Genomic DNA, 21,379 nt, shown 5'->3' with positions numbered 1-21,379 from the left:
ATCTACGGCATCGCAATCAATGCAGCCTGAACACGCCATCCACCGCGCGCAGCTCGGCCGGCTTGATCAGCCTGGAATGCGCAACCGTCACGGAAAACAGCGGGCCATCGAGCTTTTCCTGCCAGAAGGCGAGGAAATCCTTCAGCGCGGGGAATTTCGGAAACAGATCGTAGTTCTGCCAGACATAGGTCTGCAGCAACGAGGGGTGATCCGGCATCCGATACAGAATTTGCGCCGTCGTCAGCCCGTAACCCAGCACCTGCTTCCGGAAGTCGTCGGAAGCAACTCCAACCCGCGACACCATGCCAAACCTCCATTGCTGGAAGCGCATTCACGTGGTGGCCACACACCGAGCCACCCCGGTGGAGATGCGCTCACATGAGAGAAATGTGACGCACGAGACCAACTCATCACAAGTCTAAATGTTTAACGAATTGTTGAAAATTCACGCGTTAGCAGCAGCTTACCGCACGTGCTAATACGGGGTCCCGGAGGCTGGCGGCTCCGGTTAATCATGATTAATGAAATTGGCAGGCGTCATATTTGAGTGCCAATTTTTCTGCTAGAAGCCCTTGTCCCCCGAAGAATACTGGCCTAAATCAGCCGCAGCCGAGTTAGCACTCGCTGGCTCGGACTGCCAAAATTCCAAATTCTGATAACATCTTCAGAAACTTAGGAGGACTGCATGAAATTCCGTCCGCTTCACGACCGCGTCGTGGTCAAGCGCATCGACGCCGAAGAGAAGACCGCTGGCGGCATCATCATTCCGGACAGTGCCAAGGAAAAGCCCTCCCAGGGCGAAGTCGTTGCCGTCGGCCCGGGTGGCCGTGACGAAGCCGGCAAGCTGATCCCGATCGACCTCAAGGTTGGCGACCGCGTCCTGTTCGGCAAGTGGTCGGGCACCGAGGTCAAGATCGACGGTGAAGATCTCCTGATCATGAAGGAGTCCGACGTCATGGGCGTGCTCGACGTCCCCGCCTCCAAGAAGAAGGCCGCCTAAGCCCTTCGCCTGCCACGCTCACCCTGAGGAGCGCCCGCGAGGCGCCTCCCCGACAGGGTGAGAAACAAAGATCAACTCAGGGAAACCAAATATGTCAGCCAAAGAAGTCAAATTCGGCGTTGATGCCCGCGACCGCATGCTGCGCGGCGTCGACATTCTCGCCAACGCCGTGAAGGTCACGCTCGGTCCGAAGGGCCGCAACGTCGTGCTCGACAAGTCGTTCGGCGCTCCCCGCATCACCAAGGACGGCGTCACCGTCGCCAAGGAGATCGAGCTCGACGACAAGTTCGAGAACATGGGCGCCCAGATGGTGCGCGAAGTCGCCTCGAAGTCCGCGGACGCTGCCGGCGACGGCACCACCACCGCGACCGTGCTCGCGGCTGCGATCGTCCGTGAAGGCGCCAAGTCGGTTGCCGCCGGCATGAACCCGATGGACCTGAAGCGCGGTATCGACCTGGCAGTTGAAGCCGTGGTCGCCGACCTCGCCAAGAACTCCAAGAAGGTCACCTCGAACGAGGAAATCGCCCAGGTTGGCACCATCTCCGCCAACGGCGACAAGGAAATCGGCGACTTCCTCGCCAAGGCGATGGCCAAGGTCGGCAACGAAGGCGTCATCACCGTTGAGGAAGCCAAGTCGCTCGACACCGAACTCGACGTCGTCGAGGGCATGCAGTTCGACCGCGGCTACATTTCGCCCTACTTCGTTACCAACGCCGACAAGATGCGCGTTGAAATGGACGACGCCTACATCCTGATCAACGAGAAGAAGCTCTCCTCGCTGAACGAGCTGCTGCCGCTGCTCGAAGCCGTGGTGCAGACCGGCAAGCCGCTGGTCATCGTCGCTGAAGACGTCGAAGGCGAAGCGCTCGCCACCCTCGTCGTCAACCGCCTGCGTGGCGGTCTGAAGGTCGCCGCCGTCAAGGCGCCGGGCTTCGGCGATCGCCGCAAGGCCATGCTGCAGGACATCGCGGTTCTGACCGGCGGTCAGGCGATTTCGGAAGATCTCGGCATCAAGCTCGAGAACGTCACGCTGCAGATGCTCGGCCGCGCCAAGAAGGTGATGATCGACAAGGAAAACACCACGATCGTCAACGGCGCCGGCAAGAAGGCCGACATCGAGGCCCGCGTTCAGCAGATCAAGGCGCAGATCGAGGAAACCACCTCGGACTACGACCGCGAGAAGCTGCAGGAGCGTCTGGCCAAGCTCGCGGGCGGCGTCGCGGTGATCCGCGTCGGCGGCGCGACCGAAGTCGAGGTGAAGGAGCGCAAGGATCGCGTGGATGACGCGATGCATGCGACCCGTGCGGCGGTTGAGGAAGGCATCGTGCCGGGCGGCGGCGTCGCCCTGCTCCGCGCCTCCGAGCAGCTCAAGCGCATCCGCACCCAGAACGACGACCAGAAGACCGGTGTCGAGATCGTGCGCAAGGCGCTGTCCGCGCCGGCCCGCCAGATCGCGATCAACGCCGGTGAAGACGGTTCCGTCATCGTCGGCAAGATCCTCGAGAAGGAGCAGTACTCCTACGGCTTCGACTCGCAGAACGGCGAATACGGCAACCTGGTCTCCAAGGGCATCATCGACCCGACCAAGGTGGTCCGTGCGGCGATCCAGAACGCGTCCTCGGTCGCGGCTCTCCTGATCACCACCGAGGCCATGATCGCCGAACTGCCGAAGAAGAACGCTCCGGCCGGCGGCGGCATGCCCCCCGGCGGCGGCATGGGCGGCATGGACTTCTAAGTCCAGCCACTCAGGCGATACGCAAGAAATGCAAAACCCCGGCAGCAATGCCGGGGTTTTTGTTTGGCTGACGATGTGGACAGCCGCCACCGCGGTGAAGGCTCACCTGCAACGCTACGCCGAACGAAAGGCTTGCCGCCCCCCTGAGATATCCCTGTTATGCACAGTGCTTCCGCAAATATACGATCGTTTAGGTTGACAACCTCAAAAAAAATTCCCGCGAGAGTCGGAATTCGAACCGACGTTCCGCTTCTCCTGACGCAAAGTTGTATCGGGTCGGGGCTAAATCAAAGCTCATCCAAAATCTGATCGGACACGGAGCGCGAGCTCCCGTGACGCATGCGAGCGTCGCGGATGCTTTCGCTTGAGAAGGAGTAATGTTGCGTGAGTGAAAGCGAAGTGAAAGTGACAGCAAACGGAACCAAAGTTTTCGGAATGCCCCCACTGCTGGACTTCTCGAAGATCGCCTTGCCTGGCATCGGCGGCAACGAACAGCTCGTGGCGCGCGCACGGGAAAGCTTCGAGAAAATCAAGGCCGCTTCGGAGGAGATGACCGAAGCGCTGCGCGAGACCTGTTCAAACAGTTCAAGAAGCACGACCGATTACGGGCTGAAGGTGTTTGAAATCTCAAACACCAATGCGGCCTCCGCGCTCGATTTCCTGATCGATCTCTGCGGCAGCAAGTCTGCGAGCGATGTTCTTGCGTTATCCGTGGCGCAAACGCGCAAGGCGTTCGATGCCGCTTCCAACCAGAACATGGAATTGTGGGTGCTTGCCCAGAAGTTTGCGACCGAAACGGGTGAGCCGATCAGGAAGCACTTCAGCAACGTTTTCCGCCAGGCAGGCTGAAACAACCCGCTCCATTCACATCCACGGACTTGCTTTGAGGAGAGATCCGGCCGGTTGGAAACGGGCCCGGCGAGCATGCAGCCCCCACTGGCCGTGCTCGACCAAACAAGGTGCGCGATGCCCCCCAAGTAACCGCACCGATAACGGGCGCCTTTCAACCGGCCGGTGCTTTTTGCACCAACGATAAAGACAATCGCTAGGGAGATCGACATGGGTATGGTGATGGTCAAATGTCCGCAAACCGGATTGGCGATTCCCACCGGGATCAAGACTGATCGTGAAAGCTTCGGCCGCCGCCCGGTGTTTTTTTCGCGTACGCGTTGCGTGATTTGCCACACCGATCATCCCTGGTTTGCCCGCGAAGCCTGGGTCGACGAGCCGAGCATCCGGGTGCGGCATCGCCGCGCCGGCGCCCCGGCGTAATCGCTGACACGGATCGGTTGACGATCGCAATCGAGGGACGCCATGCCACGCACGGAAATCTCAAATGAGGCATCGACCTGGCTGCTGCAGGCCAAGGAAATTCTTGATGAAGCACGACGGCTGAAGCCGGGTCCCGAGCGCAAGGAGCTGCGCCAGACGGCGAAGGTGTTGCGAGAAATCGCCAAGCGCGAGGCGGCATCCGGATCAGCGCCCGAACGTGACCGATGGCCGAGAACCTAGGCTTCGTTGTGTGATGGGTTTTCCCATAATGCAGTCGCGCCAAACGCGCTCAGATCGCATCGCGCGATTTGATCTCGGGTAGGTGCGTCGAATTCGTCGCGAAGATCTCCTCGACTTCGAGACGCATGGCGTTGTGGCATTCGCACGCTGCCGCCGCGAGCCCCGCCCGGTCGATCTCGATCAAGCCTCGTCGATCAGACCTGATTGCTCCGCGCGTTCGCAGGTTACGCATCACAAGCGTCACGGTCGTACGTCGTACGCCGAGCATTTGCGAGAGGGCTTGCTGCGTGAGCGGAAGCGCATCATGGTCGACGCAGTCGCGTAGCTGAAGCAGCCAGCGAGCCATGCGGGCTTCGACCGGGTGCAGCGCATTGCAGGCCAAACCGAGCTGGAACTGTACCAACATCGCCCTGACGTGAGTTTGAACCATGCGTCGGATCGCGGGGCTTCGGCCAAAAGCGCTGTAAAATCGCGATGCAGGAATACGAGAGGCGGTGCCGGCCGCACGAACGATGGCCGTCGTCGTCGAAGGTGATGGCCCGAGCACCGAAAGCATGCCGACGGCTCCCTCACGCCCAACTGCCGCGGTAGCAACCGTGTGTCCGTCCGCCATGTCGATCATCAACGCGATAGCGCCGCTGTGCGGGAAGACGACGTACTCAATATCGTCCCCCGCCCGCAAAAGGACCGCGTCCTGTTCGAGCGCGAATGTCTCCAGTTCGGGTTCCAGCAGATCGAGATCCGGTGCAGGCAATTCTGCAAGAAGGCGATTGCTCATGGCGCCGCCAGGTTTCACTGCGGAAATCCCCGCAGTGACGCGGCTGCGGCGTTCTCCCTCGGGAGTGTCGTGAAACGGCCGTTTCAACATAGACTAAAGCTGCTCTCTCAACGCGTACTCATACAACAACACTGGGACCCCAAATAACGAAGTCTAAACACCCGGTTGCGTGGCGGACTGTCCACTCGCAGCGGCCTTAAGAAGTTAGATGCAATTGGGCCGCCGGACGCAACCGCAAAATGCGCATGGGTAATACGGTAACAATACGGGTAGCATGGTAACAGTGCGCGAGTTCCATTTCCGGAGCATGGCAAATATGTTGCGATCCTCGCCCTGCCCGCCTGCGCATCGCAGCGGTCAATACGGCTTCGCCCAAACGTCGGCGGCCGCGATGATCTTGCCGAACAGGCGGCCGAGTTCACGTCGCTCGGCAGGATCGAGTGTCTGCAACATCGCCTTTTCGCGCGCGATGAAGCTGCCGATGATCGCGGTATACATGCGCTGACCGGACTCGCTCAGGTGCAGGACCCGCCGGCGGCTGTCGGCGATGTCAGTCTTGCGGGTGATCAGTCCTTTTTTCTGCAACAATTTTACGGCGCCGACGATGCTGGTATTGGGCCGTCCGGTCACGATGCTGATCTGCTGGGCGTTCAACCGGGGCTGCCGCGTCAGGCAGAACAGCACGATCCATTCGGAACGCGTCAGCTTGAACGAATGAAGGGCCGCCCGTGGGCGACCCTTCTTCTCACGCATTCTCCGAAGACTTGATCCGAACCAGCTTGCTCAGCAGCGCGTCGAGGCCCTGCCCGTCGCCTGCATGCAGATCGATCCGGCCGACCTTCTCGACCAGCCGCTCCAGCGACTCCAGCTCCTTGAGCCGCAGCAGCAGAGGGTTCTCCTCCATCAGCTTGGCCGTGTTCAGGAGCGAGCGCGTTGCCGCGGTCTCCTCCTGCCGGCGGATCAGGTTCGCCTTCGCGACCCGCTCCGCCTCTACGACCTTGTTGACGAGCTCGCGGATCTCGCCGGGCAGGATCACATCCTTCACGCCGAGCTCCGTGACCTCCACGCCGCTGTCGGCGACGCGGTCGCGCACGTAGTCGCGCAGCTCCGCATCCAGCGCAGCCTTCGCCGAGAGCACCTCGTCGAGCGTGCGGCCGGCTACCGCCTCGCGGATCGCGAACTGAACCAGGCGGTACAGCCACGCATCCACGTCGGGCACAGCCGCGACCATGCGCTCGGGGTCGACGATCCGGCGGAATGCCGTCAGGGTCACACGCAGCGCGATGCGATCCTTCGTCAGCATTTCCTGCGCGGTGATCTCGACCGCCTGGGGACGCAGATCGAGGCGCTTCACCTCGATCTTGCGGCCGGCGATCCAGAACGCGTGCCGACCGGGCACAAGCCGCTCGACCAGCCGGCCCTCGACATAGAGCAGACCGGCCTCGTGGTTCTCGACCACCGCTTCCGTCACGATGGTGGGACGGTTGCGCTCGATCATCGCCAAGTGCCGCTCGGTTACACGGGGATCGCTGCCCACATCGATGCGCTCGACATCGATCGAGGTTGCGACCTTCCAGTAGACGCGTGCCTGCCAGGGCGTCATCAGGTGCACGGGACGGCCGTCGAGGCTGACGATGGCGATCTCGTTCGCCTTCGTCTCCACCGCCTCGAACAGCTCCGCGGCCAGTTCAGGCCGCGCGGCCTTCAGCACCGCGTAACGCTCCGCGGGGAATTCGGTGCGAACGACGTTGAAGATCTCCGCGGTCAACTGACGCCGCAGATCGAACAACCGGTGACGGCCGGGTTCGAGCACGCGCTCGAGCCTGCCGTTGCGCGTCAGCAAGGCGCGCTCGCCATCCTTCACCGTCACCGTCTTCATCAGCAAATGCCAGGTCATGGCACGCCTCCATGGTTTGCCTTCCGGCCCTCGCGGGGTCGGAATGCGGGTTTCGTTTGCAAAGGACGTGGGGACGCGGACGACGCTTCCTGAAAAATCGACGGGCCGGGTTTGAGCTTGCGCGACGGCGGGCGCACGCGTGCAATCGCTCGACTTGCGTCGCGCGTTCGCACGTAGCCACCCGGCATCAACGCAAGCGGTATCCACCGCGGCGCAAAGCCGGTCTCACAGTGTCTGAGTTCGGACGAAAAGCCTTTCGGCAAGACGGCCGGACCGCGACTGAAGCGCGCGTCCGGTCCCCGTCAGAGGAATCAGCTTTTAGAGCTGAACCGGAGCGTTGGAGCGGGAATCGAACCCGCGACAGGATGATTTATAGTCATCTGCTCTAACCAAACTGAGCTATCCTTCGTTTGTGCTACAGACCGGAATCGAACCGGCGACCTTCGGGACATCCCGACGCTCTACCGCTGAGCTACTATCGCATCCTCGTTCGGCGGAACACGAAACCGGAAACCGGCCCGCGCCAGTCGGGATCACAACGAGCCCGAACCCATGGCCAAAGCAAGGGAGCGCGGAAATAAAGCAAGCATCCGAAGATTGCAAGCCCCTGCGCAAGATTTTTTCGTCGCCGAGGTCGACTGTAGCGGAGCGAGCACAGCGATGGCAAAGGCAACGATGACAGTTCATCCGCCGTCATTGCGAGGAGCGAAGCGACGACTTGTCCGCCGTAGCTCGAAGAGCGAAGGCGGAAGCAATCCATCTGTCCCCGTGCGGAGAGGTGGATTGCTTCGCTTCGCTCGACATGACGCGGAGAGAACTCGCGGCGCGTACCAAATACGCTGCCTTCCGAGCCGATGACGTCCCTACTGAATCTTCGCCAGCACCGCGAGGCGGCGGATGCCCTTGTTCTTGTAGGCGTCGAGGAAGGCGTAGTAATCCTTGAACGAGACGCAGCCGTTGGATTGTCCGCTCGGCCCGAGCATGTAGGTGTGGGCGAGCAATCCGTCACGATTGAAGATCTTGTCCTGGCCGCCGATGGGCGTCAGCCGCAGCGCCGGCACGCCGTGAAACAGCGCTTCGCGCGGCTTCAGTTCGTAGATGTGCGGCGGCGTCACGCCCTGCATCCGCACATGCGAGTAGCGAATGTCGTCCATCTTGGAGCCGAGGCCGGAATGCGCCTCCAGCCTGGTGCCATCGGGCAGATAGACCATCTTCGCGGAAATATCGTAGACCGCCGTCTGGCGATCATAGGGCGGCGACCCGCCGAGCATCGGGTTCTGGCTCCGCGTATCGATAATGCTGCCGGTGACGCTGGCGTCGGCGGAGGCATAGGCCAACAGCGAGTTCGACGGCTGCTTGCCCCACAGCTTCTCGACCATGTTCGTCCTGTCGCCCGCGCCGATCGACATGACCGCCGCCTTGGCGCGCTGCGCCATGTCGCGGATGGAGTTGCCGGAGGCTTTCGCAGGCTCCTGCGGCGCCGGTGCCGGAACATTGAGCGCAAGTTGCGTCGCCGGGGCCGCAACCTTCGGCTTCGGCGTTTCCGCGCGCCTGGGCGCCTCGACGGTCTTTGGCGCTTCAGCCGGCGGCGAAGCCGCCGCCAGTTTCGTTGTTTCGACGGGCCTGACCTCGTCAGCTCTCGACGGCGTGCCCTGCGCCGCCGCGGCCGCGAATCTTTCGCTGAACATCAGCGACGACGCGACGTTCTCCGGCGCGGGCATCACCAGCGGGCGCTGCTCGAGCGATGCGAAGATTTCGTTGAAGGCGGGCTGCACTGGGCGGGCGGCGATCGTGGTCGAATTGCTGACGGCGGGCGCCTCGAAGGCGGCGCTGGTCACGGATGGATAGATGCTGGCGCCGATCACGTTGGTGTAGACGGTCCAGCCGCAGCCCAGCACGAGGCCCGCGACCGCGGCACCGCCGAGAAAATATTGGGGAATGCCCTTACGGGAGGATTTCCTGCGGTTGGAGACCGCAGAGCTGTACGCACGCTTACGCTTACTCATTCACACAACGCCCAGAACAACACTTCCACCAAGTCCCCCGTTTGATGCCGCGTCCGGATAGGTCCCCGGCAGCATCTCGCAGAGGCACAGAGCGTCATTAAGGCGACTTTTAGTTAAATCCGGCTTAAACCCGGGCGGATGTAAGGCGGACCACAAATACATGGAACTATTGGAGAAATTGCCTTCGTATTGATGCGGAAATTCCGCCACAATCAAGGACATCCGGCGTCTCTGCCCACCGGATGTCCCATATTGGGCCAAGTTGAGGCTTAATCCTTGAACGGGTCGAACTCGTTCTCCCCGGCCATCGCCACCGCGAACGGACGCAGCGTGTGCTGCACCCGGACCGAGCCGGAATGTTCGGCGATCACCTCCGGCAGCCTGCGATAGGCCATCGGGCTTTCGTCGAGGTCCGCGCCGATCAGCGTCACCCCGCGCGATTGCAGCCAGGTGTCCATCTCGGTGCGCGTGAACCGCCGCTTGGCCTCCTTGCGGCCGAACAGACGGCCCGCGCCGTGCACTGTCGAATAGAGCGAAGCCTTCGCCTCCTCGCTATCGACGCCCTCGACGATCACGGCATCGTCGCCCATCGATCCGCCGATGAAGCCACGCTGGCCCGGAAATGCGGGAGTAGCGCCCTTGCGCACCACCCACAGATCCTTGCCGCCATGGTTCTCCCGCCACGCGTAATTGTGGTGGTTGTGAACCATGTCGGTGACTTCGCCGCCGATGATCTTGCGCACGCGCTCGACCACCCATTCGCGGCCGGCATAGGAGTAGCGCCCGGCGAGCTGCATCGCCGCGATGTAGCGCCGTCCGATCTCGCTGTCCTCGTCGATCACGGCCGGCGGCACGTTCATGCCGTCCTTGCCGCCCGCGGCCTTGAGGTAGCGGGTCGCGCTGGTGTGCCCGAGGCCGCGGCTGCCGAAGTGAACGCCGATCCAGACAAAGCCCTCCTCGTCGCGCAGCAGGTCGACATAGTGATTGCCCGATCCGACGGTGCCGAGCTGCGACACCGCCTTCTGCCGGTAAGCGTCCATGTCGGATTCCCGCCACGCGTCGGCATCGTCGAACAGTTCATGCTCGACGCGCTCGTCGTTGGTGCGTCCGACGCCGAACGAAATCACGTTGTGCACGTCCTTGATGATCGTGCCGACATTGCTTTCGATCTGGCTGAACGGCGTATCGAGCCGCACGGCCATGTTGCCGCAGCCGATGTCGAAGCCGACGCCGGAGATGCTGATCTGCTTCTCATAGGCGATGACGCCACCGACCGGCTGCGCATAGCCGAGATGACCGTCCGCACAGATCACCCCGGCGACCGCGTTGCCCGACCGACATGCAATTGCGCATCTGCGCGATCGTGGCGTCGTCGTGCGTGCCGAAGATCTTGAGCGGGCTGTTCTGGTACTGCTCAGCCTGCGGCCGGAGCGCGATATCGGAAGCAACGGCCTCCGCGTCCCGCGCAAGCTTCTCCTTGCGCGCGGCGTCGCGAAACAGGCACCAGGTCGGCATCGGCCGCTGGCCGGGCCGGTCGATCTTGGCATCGGGGTCGAGCCCGGCCTCGACGGCCAAGGCCCGGGCGCGCTCCTGGTAGGGATCGGATCGCATCTCACTCTCCTTCACTGCACTATATCGTTCCAAAAGCCGTTCAGGACTCCGGAACGACCTGCATCAGTCGCGACACAGGCCGGTTGGGTTTGCAGGCAGGGAGGGATTACGAGGTCGAGCTTGCCAAAAATGGCTTACCGCGGATCATTCTCCCTGCCTGGGCGGCAGGGGAACACCCGCTGCCGCGTTACGCTGGTAGTCTTTCTTGGAGGCACGATTCACAAATCGAATACACACCAAGGACGCACGCCAAAGCGCGACCGCGCCGGACGAGCGGCTGGCCTGCATAATTTGACGGGTTGGTGTCTATACGAAGCATCGTGTTTCCATAGATCGCGGAAGCGCGCGATCACATACATCAATTTCCGGATCTGTAAATAGCGCTCACAACGTCCGCGCGTCGCGGATGCTAGGCCGTCGACTCGCAAGCGCGAAGCTACAGCCGGATTGAGGCGAGCTGGACCATGGCGAGGAAGTTGGTGGCGAGCTTGTCGTAGCGGCCGCACGTGAAAGCTGGAAGCCCATGAGGAACTTTTCGCAACTATTCAACCATGCGCTTGGCCGCTTCGATAAAGCGAGCACTACAATCCCGGTGATCTCGCCGCCCAGGCCTTGGTGGCCTGGCAGCTTTCCATCGCTCGGGCGTAGGCAGGGCGTGCCGTCGTGCGGGCGAGATAGTCCCGCTCGGTAGACCCGGGGACGTAGTTGCCAGTTCGCAGGCCGAGCAGGAGGGCGTAGCTCACCGAGATATCGGCAGCCGTGAATCGGTCGCCGGCGAGATAGGGGTAATTCGCGAGGCGGCGGATAACCAACCCCAGCCGGCTCTCAAAGGTCTCGAGTGCCCAGCAGGTAACCCGGGCATTTCGCTCGGCTTCGGGCGCCAGTTGGCGACCGACAAGAACGGCGTTCATCGGCCCGGCGAGCCCGGCCTCGCCTAAGTGGAGAAATTGCAGATAGGAGGCGAAGGCGGGATCGTCCGGGGCGACGGCAAGCGAACCTGAGCCGTAGCGAGCGAGCAGGTACTCAAGGATCGCGATCGATTCGACCATGATCGTCTCGCCGTCCTGCACTGCGGGAATGAAGCCGGCGGGGTTGATCGCGAGGAAATCGCGATCCTTCTCGACTGCGAACAGATCGACCGGGTGCAGCCGATAAGCCAATCCTAATTCCTCAAGCAGCCAAATAACACGGAAGCCACGACCTTCGCCATAGACGGTGAGCATAGTTAAGCATTCCTGGATTGGACTAGATGTACTAACTCGCAGAGGTAAGCCAGTCGCGCAACGGACTGTCGATGGCGCATAATGGGGTTCACGACCTAGTAGCCCAATCGCGGATACCAGTCCTTGCCGCGCCCTTCGGGCGTGGTGTCGAGGATAGTCCACAGCGGATCGATATCAGGTGCGCCGCGCGGGTCTTGTCCGGGATCGGCGGTCGATGATCCCATTTCGCCCGACCAGAAATGACGAATGCTGCCGTCGCGACGCGTGAACACGTTGTAGCCGGGCGCATCGGCATCCGCGGCGCTGACATAGTCGCGCGTGTAATCGCCCGACATATCCGAATAGATCCGGTGCCGCGTCCAGCCGCGCGCCCTCTTCGCCTCGATCAGCCGCGCGATCGGCGATCGCGCCACGAACACGAATGCGATGCGCTGTTCGACATCGGGCAGCTTGGCCTCCCAGGTGCTCATGAAGGAGGTGCACATCGGACACGGCTGCTCGCGCTGCGGACCGAACATGTAGCTGTAGATCACCAGCGTCTGCTTGTTGCCGAACAGGTCCGACAAGGTCGCCTTGCCGCCCTCGCCTTCGAACGCATAATTCTTCGTCACCGCGCCGCCCGGCGGCAGCGCGCGACGGAATTCGGCAACGCGCTCGATGTGACGGCGCAGTTCGATCTCTTCCGCCAGCAATTGCTCGCGGGCGCGACGATACTCGGCGCTCTCGTTGGGGAAGCGCACGTCGTTTCCGCGTGCGAGTTCGGCGGCAGATTTAAGGGCGGAACCAGACATGGCAGCACCTCGGGTTGGAATGAGCCCCTACAAGACGTTTTGCCCTCCGTCGGACCGACATCGGCGAGCAAAAAAACCGGTGCCAAACCACCCGGTTTTGGGCTGATTTCGAGTCGATTTTGCGATGATTCTCCGGGACGCAGCTATTCTGCGAACCTTAGCTGCCGAACGCAGACATATTAACGCCGGTCATTGGCTTTGCACTCGCGTGCGGCGCGTGATACGGTACCGTATCACGCAATCCGCTATGCGCAAGAATACCCCGAAGGGGAAGCTGCCATGACGACACCGGCACGCGTCGGATCGATTGCTTTCGCAGGCGTCCTGCTGTTCGCGGGCCCTGCGGCTGCGCAGCCGGCGAAATCAAACTGCAGGTCCGCACCGACGGCCCAGGGCACGCAGACGCTCCGTTGCGAGGCTGCAATCACCATTGTGGCCGAGAGCGGTGCCAAGTTCGAGCTCAGGGATCGCAACCGCGACGGCCAGGTCGATTCCGTGGAGCTGAGCAACAAGGCGTTGCTGCTCGAAGTGCCGAAGAAGCCGGGGCGCACAAAATTCGACGTGGTCACGCCGCAGGCCATTGCCGCAGTGCGCGGCACCAAATGGGCGGTGGATACCGAAGGTGCAAAGACATCGGTATTCGTCGTCAACGGCCGCGTCAGCGTGGCACGATCCGCCGGCCGCGGCAGCGTCGTGCTCGGCCCCGGTGAGGGCGTGGACGTCGAGGCATCGGGCGAATTGACCGTCAAGCGCTGGGCGCCCCCGCGCGTCGCGGCGCTGATGTCGAGATTGGGACAATAGAAGCCGAGCCGATGAGCCATCGACGTCTTCATATTCTGGTTGCGTTGCTCTGCACGGGATTATGGGCAGGCACGATTTGGCTCGGCCATTCGAGCGGCCATCTGCGGTTTCTCGACCGGCTGGAGTCCGCATTGACCGACGTGCGCACGCTTGTGCGCGGGGTAAAGGCGCCGCCGGACGTCGTTACGATCGTCGCGATCGACGACACCATCGTCAAGCTCGGCGGCACCTATCCCCTGCCCCGCACGGAGCTGGCCAGGATCGTCGAGGCGATCGCACGGCTGGAGCCGAAGGTCATTGCCGTCGATCTCCTGCTGCTCGACAAAGGTCCCGCCGATGGCGATGCCGTGCTCGCGCAATCGTTCGCGGCGCGTCCGACCGTGCTGGCGGCAGCGGCAGTATTTCCGAACACCGTTCAACCCTCCGCGCAGAGCGATGGGCCACTGGCCCACCTGCCGAAGGCCGACCGCTTCCTGCTGCCGCTGCCGGCATTTGCCGAGCGCGCGGAAGTCGGCATCGCCAACGTGGCGACGGGCCAGACCGGCACGCCGCTGTCGGTCCCGATGCTGTTCCGGACGCGCGACAAGATCGAATTGTCGTTTCCGCTTCGTGTAGCCTCCGTCGCGATCAGCCAGAAGCTGACGATCGAGCCCGACCGTCTCACGTTCGGCGACCGGCCGATCGCGACCGCTTCGGACTATGCGTTGCCGATTTCCTATTACGGTCCGCGCCAAACCATCCGCACCATCAGCGCCGCCAACGTGATCGACGGCCAGATCGACAAGCAAGCCATCCAGGGCCGGATCGTCGTCATCGGCGCGACCGCGACCGGCGCCGGCGACTTCTTTCCGACGCCGTTCGATTCGCTGATGCCGGGCGTGGAAATCATTTCCACCGCGATCACCCATCTGGTCGCAGGAGACGGCGTCATACGCGACCGGACGGTTCGCATCGCCGAGGCGTTGACGACAGTACTGCTGCCGATGCTGCTGATAGGTCTCCTGGCCTGGCGGCGAAACGCAATCGGCCTGGTGGCGGTCAGCGCGATGGTGCTGGCATGGGCGGCAGCGAACGCGATTGCTTTCGCGCACGGCATCTGGCTCGACGCCGCGACGACCATCGCCGCGGCAGCGCCGCCGCTGATGCTGTTCGGCGCCGGCCAGCTATGGTCGGGCCGGCGCAGCGCCCAGCGCCTCGCCGCGCAAAACAGACTGCTCGAACAATTCCACACGCCGGGCCTGCAGCAATGGCTGAGGCGCGATCCCGACTTCCTGCTGGCACCCGTCAGGCAGGACGCCGCCGTCGTGTTTGTCGATCTCTCCGGATTTACCTCGCTCAGCGAGACGCTCGATCCGGATGTGACGAGAAGCTTGCTGAAGGAATTTCACGCGCTGGTCGACAAGGAAGTGACGCGGTGCGGCGGCATGATCACGAGCTTCCTCGGCGACGGCGCCATGATCCTGTTCGGCCTGCCGGAGGCGGCGGCGGATGACGCTGCGCGCGCCGGGCAATGTTCGATCGCGCTCTGCGTCAAGACCGAACGCTGGATCGAAGCGCTGCCGCCGGCAATCGCCCATCGGATCGGCTTCAAGATCGGCGCGCATTTCGGACCGATCGTCGCCTCCCGGCTCGGCGGCCGCAACCATCAGCACATCACCGCGACCGGCGATACCGTGAACGTGGCGAGCCGCCTGATGGAAGTGGCGGCCCGCCATGATGTCCGGCTGGCGCTCAGCGACACCCTGCGCGTCGCGGCCGAACGGAGCGGCGCGCGGCTGAAGACGGGGAGCCTTGCCGGCCCCGTCGAGGCGCAGATTCGCGGCAGGTCCGGCTCGCTCGCCGTCTGGCTATGGCAGAGCGAACGTTCCGCCATGGATCAACGCAGGCATCCCGACGCCGCCGAGTGACCGGCCGCCTTATTGCAATTCCGGCGGCGGCGTGCGGTCGAACACCTCGCCCTTCGGCCCGCGCAGCAAATGGAGCGCATAGGTCTCGATCAGAAGCGGCCCACGCTTGCGCCCGACCTCGCCCACCTTCTCGACGCTGGCGAACTTGTCCGTTAGCGGCGGATCCCCCGGCCAGATCTCGCGGACAAAGAGCAGCGGGCCGGCGAGCTGTGCCGCATCGGGCTCGGGCATGTTGACCCAGCGGATGCGCTGGTTCTGCTGCGCGACGCAAGTTCCCCTCGGCAGATGGAAGGCAAGCCAGCCGGTGGTACCGTAATCCGACGCCAGCACGCATGTGGCTCCCGTTCGCGCCCTCACCGCCTCGATGGCATCGGCCGTCTCGCGCCAGCCGATGCCGACGCTGCGCACGGTGGCATCGCGACGATAGCCCGACAGAAGGCCGGTGTCGGCCTGCACCACCAATAGCACGAACATCAGGACGCCACCCGGCACCGCCCAGCGGCGGCAGAAATCGACCAGGCGCTGCCAGCGCGGCTGCCATTCGACCAGATGTGCGGCAACCGCTGCGGCGACGGCAAATGCCGGATAGACCGGCGCAAACCAGTTGGCCTCGACGCGCGCATGCAGCGAATGCCAGACGAAATAGGCGACGATGATCCAGAACATCGTATTGACCAGCGCGCGCGCCGGCAGCGCGCCGGCCCGACGGCGGAGCAGCGCGTAGAGGCCCATCGCGCCGAGCATCCACACCAGCGGCGTCGCGAACGCGATTTGCGTCGGGATCAGTTCGGCGATGTAGACCGGGCGGAAATCCTCGATCCTCGCCCGCCCCATCTGCTTGATGAAGGACACCCAGTGGTGCTCGGCGTTCCAGAGAATGACCGGCGCAAACAGCAGCAGCGCTACGAGCCCGCCGAGGTAAAGCCAGGGCGAGATCAGCCAGTGCCGCAATTTGGGAACGGCGATCAGCCAGATCAGGATCGCCGGTCCGAAGAACAGCGCGGTGTATTTCGACAGCAGTGCGCAACCGGCGGCGGCGCCGACCGCCAGCCACCACACGCCGCGGCCGGTCTGCAGCACCTTGGCGAGCGCAAACAGCAGGAAACTGGAAGCCACCAGCAGCGGCGCGTCCGGCGTCACGATCATGGTGCCGACCGCGGCCATCAGCGTGATGTTGAGAAGGATCGCCGACGAGGCCGCGACGCGCCGGCTGCCGAACAGGATGGCGGCGGCCTGGTAGATCGCCCAGCTCATCGGCAGCGCCAGCAGGATCGAGACCAGCCGCACGCCGAACTCGGTATCGCCTGCGATCAGGGTGCCGAGCCGGATCACTACGGCGGCCATCGGCGGATGATCGTAATAGCCGCCGGCGAGATGCTTCGACCACATCCAGTAATAGGCTTCGTCGAAGGTGATCGGCGTGAACGCCGCCGCGATCAGGCGCAATGCCACCAGCGCCAGGATCGCAAGGCCGGTGTTGAGGGCAACCCGCGCCTCGTTCGCGGTCATCTTGGAGCCCTATCGGTCCTGATTGCATCAGGACCGGGCTTCAGTTTGTCCCGGCCACTACCCGTCATCCCCGCGAATGCGGGGATCCAGTACGCCGGTAAGCCTGCGATCAGACCGAAAGGCCGCGGCGTACTGGATCGCCCAGTCAAGCCGGGCGACGACGGCGGCGTGTGACGCGACCGCGTCATCTCATCATCCTTCACGCGAACCGGGTATCCGCTTCGCCCGAAAACGCTAGCGATCATCGCTTGCGCCAGACGAACAGTCCGGACATGGCGTAATTCCAGACCACGCCCATCAGCGCGCCGGCAAGTCCCGCAAGCCACCAGATCGGTTCCTGGTCGAAGACCGCGAACGCGACGCCGACATTGGCGAGCAGTCCGACGCCGCAGACGAGATAGAACAGCAACAGGCCGCGCAGGATGGCAAATCCCTTCAGCCGCTGATCGCGATAGGTGAAGAAATTGTTCAGGATGAAATTGCTGGTCATGGCGACCAGCGCGCCGGCGGCCTGCGCCTCTGCGAAAGGCTCCCTGAAGATCTCATGCGCGATAAACAGCGCCGCCAGATGCACGACAAGGCCGGTGCCTCCGACCATCGCGAACAGGATGAAGCGCAGTGACACCACGTCATGGGTCAGCTTCGCCAGCACCAGACCGAGGAAATCCAGCGCCACCATGGAATCGAGCTTGCTCTCGCCGTGCTGGCGCGAACCGAATGTGTAGGGAATTTCGATCGTGCGCAGCTTGCCTTGCGCGGTCGCGACGATGTCGAGCAGGATCTTGAAGCCCTGGGTCGAGAGCTGCGGCGCCAGTTGTTCGAAGCGGTCGCGGCGGATCATGAAGAAGCCGCTCATGGGATCGGCAACCTCGACCTTCAGCGTGCGCTTGGCGACCTCGGTCGCAAGCTGGCTGGCCCCTGCCCGCTTCGTGTTGAAACTGTCGGCGCTGCCGCCCTCGATATAGCGGCTGCCGACCACGAGTTCCGCCTCGCCGCTCCGCAAGAGCGCAACCATCTTCGGCAGCTGCGTTTCGTCGTGCTGCAGGTCGGCATCGATCACCGCCGCATAGGGTGCGCTCGAGGCCAAAATGCCCTCGATGCAGGCCCCCGACAGTCCGCGCCGCCCGATCCGGCGGATGCAGCGCACGCGGGAATCCTTCCGCGCCAGCCCCCGCACTACCTCCCAGGTCCCGTCAGGGGAATTGTCGTCGACAAAGACGACTTCCCAGGCAATGCCGGCCAGCGTGGCTTCCAGCCGCCGGTACAGCACGGTGACATTGTCGCGTTCGTTGAAGGTCGGAACAACGACCGAAAGCTCAGGCAAACCGGCCTGCAGCGGCGATTCGGGGGCCGGTTTGATGGCTTGATTCATGGCCGCCAGCGTATATCCGCAGCCGCCCGACATGCCAAGGCGGGGGTTCCGGAACAGTCATTCAGTAGGGGAAAACGGTCTTAAAAAGACGCCTAAAATGCCAACGACCACGAACAGAGGGCGCGCGTACATCCGGCGCAGCCAAACTATTCATGGTCGTCCCAGCGCCGGAGCCTTGGAGCGTCAACGTCGCCGTTAGAAGCCATATGGGAACACCGACGGCGTTCCGCAAGGGGGGCCGATCCCGCCTTTCCTAATTCGGCACTTCCCGAATCACCGGCCCGCGCGGGGCTGGCGCCACAGGAACCGATTGCACCGGTACTGGTTGCTGGATGCTGGCCGGCTGTTTGACGGGCTTTCCGAACTGGCCGATCGGCCCATAGGCGACCGCAACCACCATCACGATCGAGGCGACGATGGCTCCCAAAAGACCCGCGACGGACTGCGAATTCATGCTCAATTATCCCTAAGCCTGACTTGGAACAGATATCACGGAACCAGCGTATGTAGGAATAGTCGCCGCGTCGGCGATTGAGAAAACCGGCCTCCAAAATCTCACCACGCCAGTGCCGTGTAACTGACAAGCAAGAACCGCTATTAGATCGCAAACATGGCAGAGTCTCGACCTTTGATTTGACAGGGAATAGGGGATGAAGATGTCGAATACAGATCAGGGCAAACCGGCCGGGAAATCTGGACGGCGGAACCGGAAGGGCGAGCGGGGCAAAAAAGCTGCGCCTCAAGAGAGCCCGACCGTGAGCCCGGCGCCGGTTGAGGTGCAAAGCCCGGATCAGGATCATCAGCTGCAGCCGGAGCCGGTTCACGCGGAGAGCCCGAAGCTGGATCAGCCCGCCGCCGACGCGCCGGTCGAAGCCGTCGCCGCTTCGCCGGAGTTGCAACCGACTGCGGCACCCTCGCCAGCCGAGGTCGCGCCAGCCGAGCCCCCGCCGGCCGAAGTCGCATCGGTCCAGTCCGAGCCGGTCAAGGCGGCGGCGGAGCCCGCGCCGGTCAGTCTGCAGACCATCGCCAACGCCTATCGCGACTACACCCGGAAATCGCTCGAGGAATTCGGGTCCTTTGTCGAGCAGCTCAGCACCGTTCGCTCGCTCGACAAGGCGATGACGGTTCAAAGCGAATTCGTGAAGCGTGCTTACGAGAACTCCGTGGCCGAGTCGCAGAGGATATGCGAACTCCACAGCAAGCTCGCCAAGCAAACCTTCCAGCCGTTTCAGGGCTTCGTCGGCAAGGCACCGGAAACGCGCGGCAAGTCGTAGGGACGTCTGGCGAAATCGTTTGATGCAATTGGGAAGCAAAAGGCTCCGGTACTCAGGGGCCTTTTTCGTATGACCTGGAAACTGGCCAATCAACGCCGATTTGGCTAACATCGCCGGAACTCCCGCCTCTCTCCCGAAGAGTCTTCCCGTGAGCAAGCCAGCGAAATCGACCGCGAAAAACAGCGGCAGCATCTATATCGGCATCGGCGGCTGGACCTTTGAGCCGTGGCGCGGGGTGTTTTATCCGGAGAAGCTCGCGCAGGCGAAGGAGCTCTCCTACGCCGCGTCGAAGCTGACCTCGATCGAGATCAACGGCACCTATTACGGCTCGCAGAAGCCGGAGAGTTTTCGCAAATGGGCGCGTGAAGTGCCCGACGGTTTTGTGTTCTCATTGAAGGGACCGCGCTTCGCGACCAACCGCCGCGTGCTGGCGGAAGCCGGCGATTCCGTCAAACGCTTCTACGATTCCGGCGTGATGGAGCTTGGCGACCGGCTCGGCCCGGTGCTGTGGCAGTTCGCGCCGACCAAAAAATTCGATGGCGCCGATTTCGGCAAGTTCCTCGAGCTCTTGCCGCGCAAGCTCGAGGGACGCGCGCTGCGTCACGTGGTCGAGGTACGGCACGACAGTTTCTGCGTGCCGGAGTTCGTCGCCCTGCTGCGCGAGTTCGAAACGCCGGTCGTGTTCGCCGAGCACGGCAAATATCCCGCGATCGCCGATGTCGTCAGCGACTTCGTCTATGCGCGGCTCCAGAAGGGTAATGACGAGCTCAAGACCTGCTATCCGCCGAAGCAGCTCGACGCCTGGGCCAAGCGCTTCCAGGCCTGGGCCGCCGGCGGCGAGCCGGACGATCTGCCGCGCGTCGACAAGACCGCCAAGCCTGCGAAGGCGCCGCGCGACGTGTTTGCCTATGTGATCCACGAGGGCAAGGTGCGCGCGCCGGCCGGCGCGATGGAATTGATCGAGCGCGTCAAGTAATCCGACCTCAATCAAGCTTGATGCCGGCCTCGCGGATCAGCTTGGTCCAGCTCTCGTATTCCGAGGCGACGAAGGCGTCGACCTTGTCGTCAGGCAGATCCCACACCTCGCCGCCGCTCTTCTCGAAGCGGTCCTTGAGTTCGGGCAACGAGGCGCGGATTTCCCGGCGCAGCTTTGCGATCACCTCCGGCGGCGTCTTCGCCGGCGCGAAGATGCCGAGCCAGGAATCGACATCGAGGCCGGACACGCCGGCTTCCGACATCGTCGGCACATCGGGCGCCAGCGGGCTGCGCTTCGACGACAGCAGCGCAATGCCTTTCGCCTGGCCCGACTGAACGTAGGGGAGCCCGGCAGCGTTCGAATCGAAAAACAGGTCGATGCGGCCCGCCAGCAGATCGGTGAAGGCCGGCGGCGACCCCTTGTAGGGAATTTCCTGAAATTTCACGCCGGCCGCCTTCATGAAGGCGGCGGCGACCAGATGCTGGCCGGTGCCGACGCCCGCGGTCGCCACCGAGATCGAGCCGGGGTTGGCCTTGGCGGCGGCGACGATGTCCGCCAGCTTGCCATGCGGCAGATCCTTGCGGCCGACCATGACGTAGCCGAACTTGTAGATCAGCGCGACCGGCACGAAATCCTTGCGCGGATCGTAAGCGAGCTTGGAATAGAGCGCCGAATTGAACGCCATGTTGGAGAGCCCGCCGACCACAAGCGTGTAGCCATCCGGCTCGCTCTGGCTGGCAGCCTGGGTACCGACCACGGTGCCGGCGCCCGGCTTGTTCTCGACGACGAAGGCCTGCCCCATCCGCTTCGACAGCGCGTCGGCGAGCTGCCGCCCGACCAGATCGTAGCTGCCGCCGGGACCGATCGGGACGATGATTTTGACGGGACGGTCGGGATAGCCGCCCTGCGCATGCGCTGCGGCAATGCCCAACACGAGGCATGCGAGCATCCAGGTCAGCGAGCGGCAAATTCGGTTCATCGTGTCCC

22 protein-coding genes and 2 tRNA genes are annotated in these 21,379 nt (G+C 63.1%); 9 read left to right on the top strand and 15 right to left on the bottom strand.

Going from position 1 to position 21,379, the window contains the following annotated elements:
- Nucleotides 1-16: 16 nt before the first annotated feature.
- A complete protein-coding gene (locus tag LMTR21_RS15940; protein WP_057833772.1) occupies nt 17-304 on the bottom strand; it encodes an usg protein in 288 nt (95 codons plus the stop codon).
- A gap of 381 nt (nt 305-685) precedes the next feature.
- On the opposite strand from LMTR21_RS15940, the gene LMTR21_RS15935 reads away from it, so the two are divergent.
- The 5 genes from LMTR21_RS15935 to LMTR21_RS15915 all read left to right on the top strand — a co-directional run bounded on the left by LMTR21_RS15935 (nt 686) and on the right by LMTR21_RS15915 (nt 4,247).
- Entirely contained in the window at nt 686-1,000 is a 315-nt protein-coding gene (locus LMTR21_RS15935) for a co-chaperone GroES (protein WP_057833773.1), read from the top strand.
- A 91-nt stretch (nt 1,001-1,091) separates the two neighbouring features.
- Complete coding sequence (gene groL / locus LMTR21_RS15930) at nt 1,092-2,735, top strand: chaperonin GroEL (protein WP_065754204.1); 1,644 nt, start codon at nt 1,092-1,094, stop codon at nt 2,733-2,735.
- A 435-nt stretch (nt 2,736-3,170) separates the two neighbouring features.
- Nucleotides 3,171-3,584: a phasin family protein gene (locus LMTR21_RS15925; protein ID WP_246175583.1), complete on the top strand. Its 414-nt coding sequence runs from the start codon at nt 3,171-3,173 to the stop codon at nt 3,582-3,584.
- Between the two features lie 210 nt (nt 3,585-3,794).
- Nucleotides 3,795-4,007 (top strand): hypothetical protein, encoded by a 213-nt coding sequence (locus LMTR21_RS15920; RefSeq protein ID WP_065754203.1) that lies wholly within the window; start codon nt 3,795-3,797, stop codon nt 4,005-4,007.
- Between the two features lie 42 nt (nt 4,008-4,049).
- The gene (locus tag LMTR21_RS15915; protein WP_065754202.1) at nt 4,050-4,247 is read left to right on the top strand and encodes a hypothetical protein; all 198 of its coding nucleotides are present in this window, start codon (nt 4,050-4,052) and stop codon (nt 4,245-4,247) included.
- 49 nt (nt 4,248-4,296) lie between these two features.
- On the opposite strand, the gene LMTR21_RS15910 is transcribed toward LMTR21_RS15915, so the two are convergent.
- The 10 genes from LMTR21_RS15910 to LMTR21_RS15870 all read right to left on the bottom strand — a co-directional run bounded on the left by LMTR21_RS15910 (nt 4,297) and on the right by LMTR21_RS15870 (nt 12,553).
- The gene (locus tag LMTR21_RS15910) at nt 4,297-5,025 is read right to left on the bottom strand and encodes a Crp/Fnr family transcriptional regulator (protein WP_065754201.1); all 729 of its coding nucleotides are present in this window, start codon (nt 5,023-5,025) and stop codon (nt 4,297-4,299) included.
- Between the two features lie 357 nt (nt 5,026-5,382).
- Nucleotides 5,383-5,778, bottom strand: coding sequence for a MarR family winged helix-turn-helix transcriptional regulator (locus LMTR21_RS15905; protein WP_065754200.1), 396 nt, complete (start codon nt 5,776-5,778; stop codon nt 5,383-5,385).
- Nucleotides 5,771-6,922: a slipin family protein gene (locus LMTR21_RS15900; RefSeq protein ID WP_065754199.1), complete on the bottom strand. Its 1,152-nt coding sequence runs from the start codon at nt 6,920-6,922 to the stop codon at nt 5,771-5,773. Before LMTR21_RS15900 ends, LMTR21_RS15905 begins: the two co-directional genes overlap by 8 nt.
- Before the next feature lie 338 nt (nt 6,923-7,260).
- Nucleotides 7,261-7,327: transfer RNA gene (locus tag LMTR21_RS15895), tRNA-Tyr, on the bottom strand.
- 8 nt (nt 7,328-7,335) lie between these two features.
- A tRNA-OTHER gene (locus tag LMTR21_RS15890) sits at nt 7,336-7,404 on the bottom strand.
- Nucleotides 7,405-7,785: 381 nt separating this feature from the next.
- Nucleotides 7,786-8,928, bottom strand: a complete 1,143-nt coding sequence (locus LMTR21_RS15885) for a DUF2778 domain-containing protein (protein ID WP_084030724.1) — start codon at nt 8,926-8,928, stop codon at nt 7,786-7,788.
- 269 nt (nt 8,929-9,197) lie between these two features.
- A complete protein-coding gene (locus tag LMTR21_RS15880) occupies nt 9,198-10,241 on the bottom strand; it encodes an RtcB family protein (protein ID WP_246175572.1) in 1,044 nt (347 codons plus the stop codon).
- Nucleotides 10,180-10,539: a hypothetical protein gene (locus tag LMTR21_RS40865; protein ID WP_246175564.1), complete on the bottom strand. Its 360-nt coding sequence runs from the start codon at nt 10,537-10,539 to the stop codon at nt 10,180-10,182. Before LMTR21_RS40865 ends, LMTR21_RS15880 begins: the two co-directional genes overlap by 62 nt.
- 581 nt (nt 10,540-11,120) lie before the next feature.
- Nucleotides 11,121-11,762, bottom strand: a complete 642-nt coding sequence (locus tag LMTR21_RS15875) for a glutathione S-transferase family protein (protein ID WP_065754198.1) — start codon at nt 11,760-11,762, stop codon at nt 11,121-11,123.
- A gap of 95 nt (nt 11,763-11,857) precedes the next feature.
- Entirely contained in the window at nt 11,858-12,553 is a 696-nt protein-coding gene (locus LMTR21_RS15870) for a DUF899 family protein (RefSeq protein WP_065754197.1), read from the bottom strand.
- 279 nt (nt 12,554-12,832) lie between these two features.
- Between LMTR21_RS15870 and LMTR21_RS15865 the strand changes: the two genes are divergently transcribed.
- Both LMTR21_RS15865 and LMTR21_RS15860 read left to right on the top strand, forming a co-directional pair.
- The gene (locus LMTR21_RS15865) at nt 12,833-13,354 is read left to right on the top strand and encodes a FecR domain-containing protein (RefSeq protein WP_065754196.1); all 522 of its coding nucleotides are present in this window, start codon (nt 12,833-12,835) and stop codon (nt 13,352-13,354) included.
- Between the two features lie 11 nt (nt 13,355-13,365).
- Nucleotides 13,366-15,261: a CHASE2 domain-containing protein gene (locus tag LMTR21_RS15860; RefSeq protein WP_065754195.1), complete on the top strand. Its 1,896-nt coding sequence runs from the start codon at nt 13,366-13,368 to the stop codon at nt 15,259-15,261.
- Between the two features lie 9 nt (nt 15,262-15,270).
- Here the strand turns inward: LMTR21_RS15860 and LMTR21_RS15855 are convergent, their stop codons facing one another.
- From LMTR21_RS15855 to LMTR21_RS15845, 3 genes are all read right to left on the bottom strand, one after another.
- Entirely contained in the window at nt 15,271-16,770 is a 1,500-nt protein-coding gene (locus tag LMTR21_RS15855; protein ID WP_065754194.1) for a glycosyltransferase family 39 protein, read from the bottom strand.
- Between the two features lie 241 nt (nt 16,771-17,011).
- Nucleotides 17,012-18,142, bottom strand: coding sequence for a glycosyltransferase (locus LMTR21_RS15850; protein WP_065754212.1), 1,131 nt, complete (start codon nt 18,140-18,142; stop codon nt 17,012-17,014).
- A 253-nt stretch (nt 18,143-18,395) separates the two neighbouring features.
- Nucleotides 18,396-18,596: a hypothetical protein gene (locus LMTR21_RS15845; protein WP_065754193.1), complete on the bottom strand. Its 201-nt coding sequence runs from the start codon at nt 18,594-18,596 to the stop codon at nt 18,396-18,398.
- Between the two features lie 301 nt (nt 18,597-18,897).
- Between LMTR21_RS15845 and LMTR21_RS40565 the strand changes: the two genes are divergently transcribed.
- Together LMTR21_RS40565 and LMTR21_RS15835 are read left to right on the top strand one after the other, a co-directional pair.
- A complete protein-coding gene (locus tag LMTR21_RS40565) occupies nt 18,898-19,416 on the top strand; it encodes a phasin family protein (RefSeq protein WP_246175563.1) in 519 nt (172 codons plus the stop codon).
- A gap of 148 nt (nt 19,417-19,564) precedes the next feature.
- Complete coding sequence (locus LMTR21_RS15835; RefSeq protein WP_065754191.1) at nt 19,565-20,392, top strand: DUF72 domain-containing protein; 828 nt, start codon at nt 19,565-19,567, stop codon at nt 20,390-20,392.
- Nucleotides 20,393-20,399: 7 nt separating this feature from the next.
- On the opposite strand, the gene LMTR21_RS15830 is transcribed toward LMTR21_RS15835, so the two are convergent.
- Nucleotides 20,400-21,371 (bottom strand): Bug family tripartite tricarboxylate transporter substrate binding protein, encoded by a 972-nt coding sequence (locus tag LMTR21_RS15830; protein ID WP_065754190.1) that lies wholly within the window; start codon nt 21,369-21,371, stop codon nt 20,400-20,402.
- Nucleotides 21,372-21,379: the final 8 nt, after the last annotated feature.

The sequence above is a fragment of the Bradyrhizobium paxllaeri genome (assembly GCF_001693515.2).
GTDB classification, from domain to species: Bacteria; Pseudomonadota; Alphaproteobacteria; order Rhizobiales; family Xanthobacteraceae; genus Bradyrhizobium; species Bradyrhizobium paxllaeri.
Note: the sequence above shows the minus strand (reverse complement) of the source record. Positions and strands in the feature narration are given on the sequence as shown.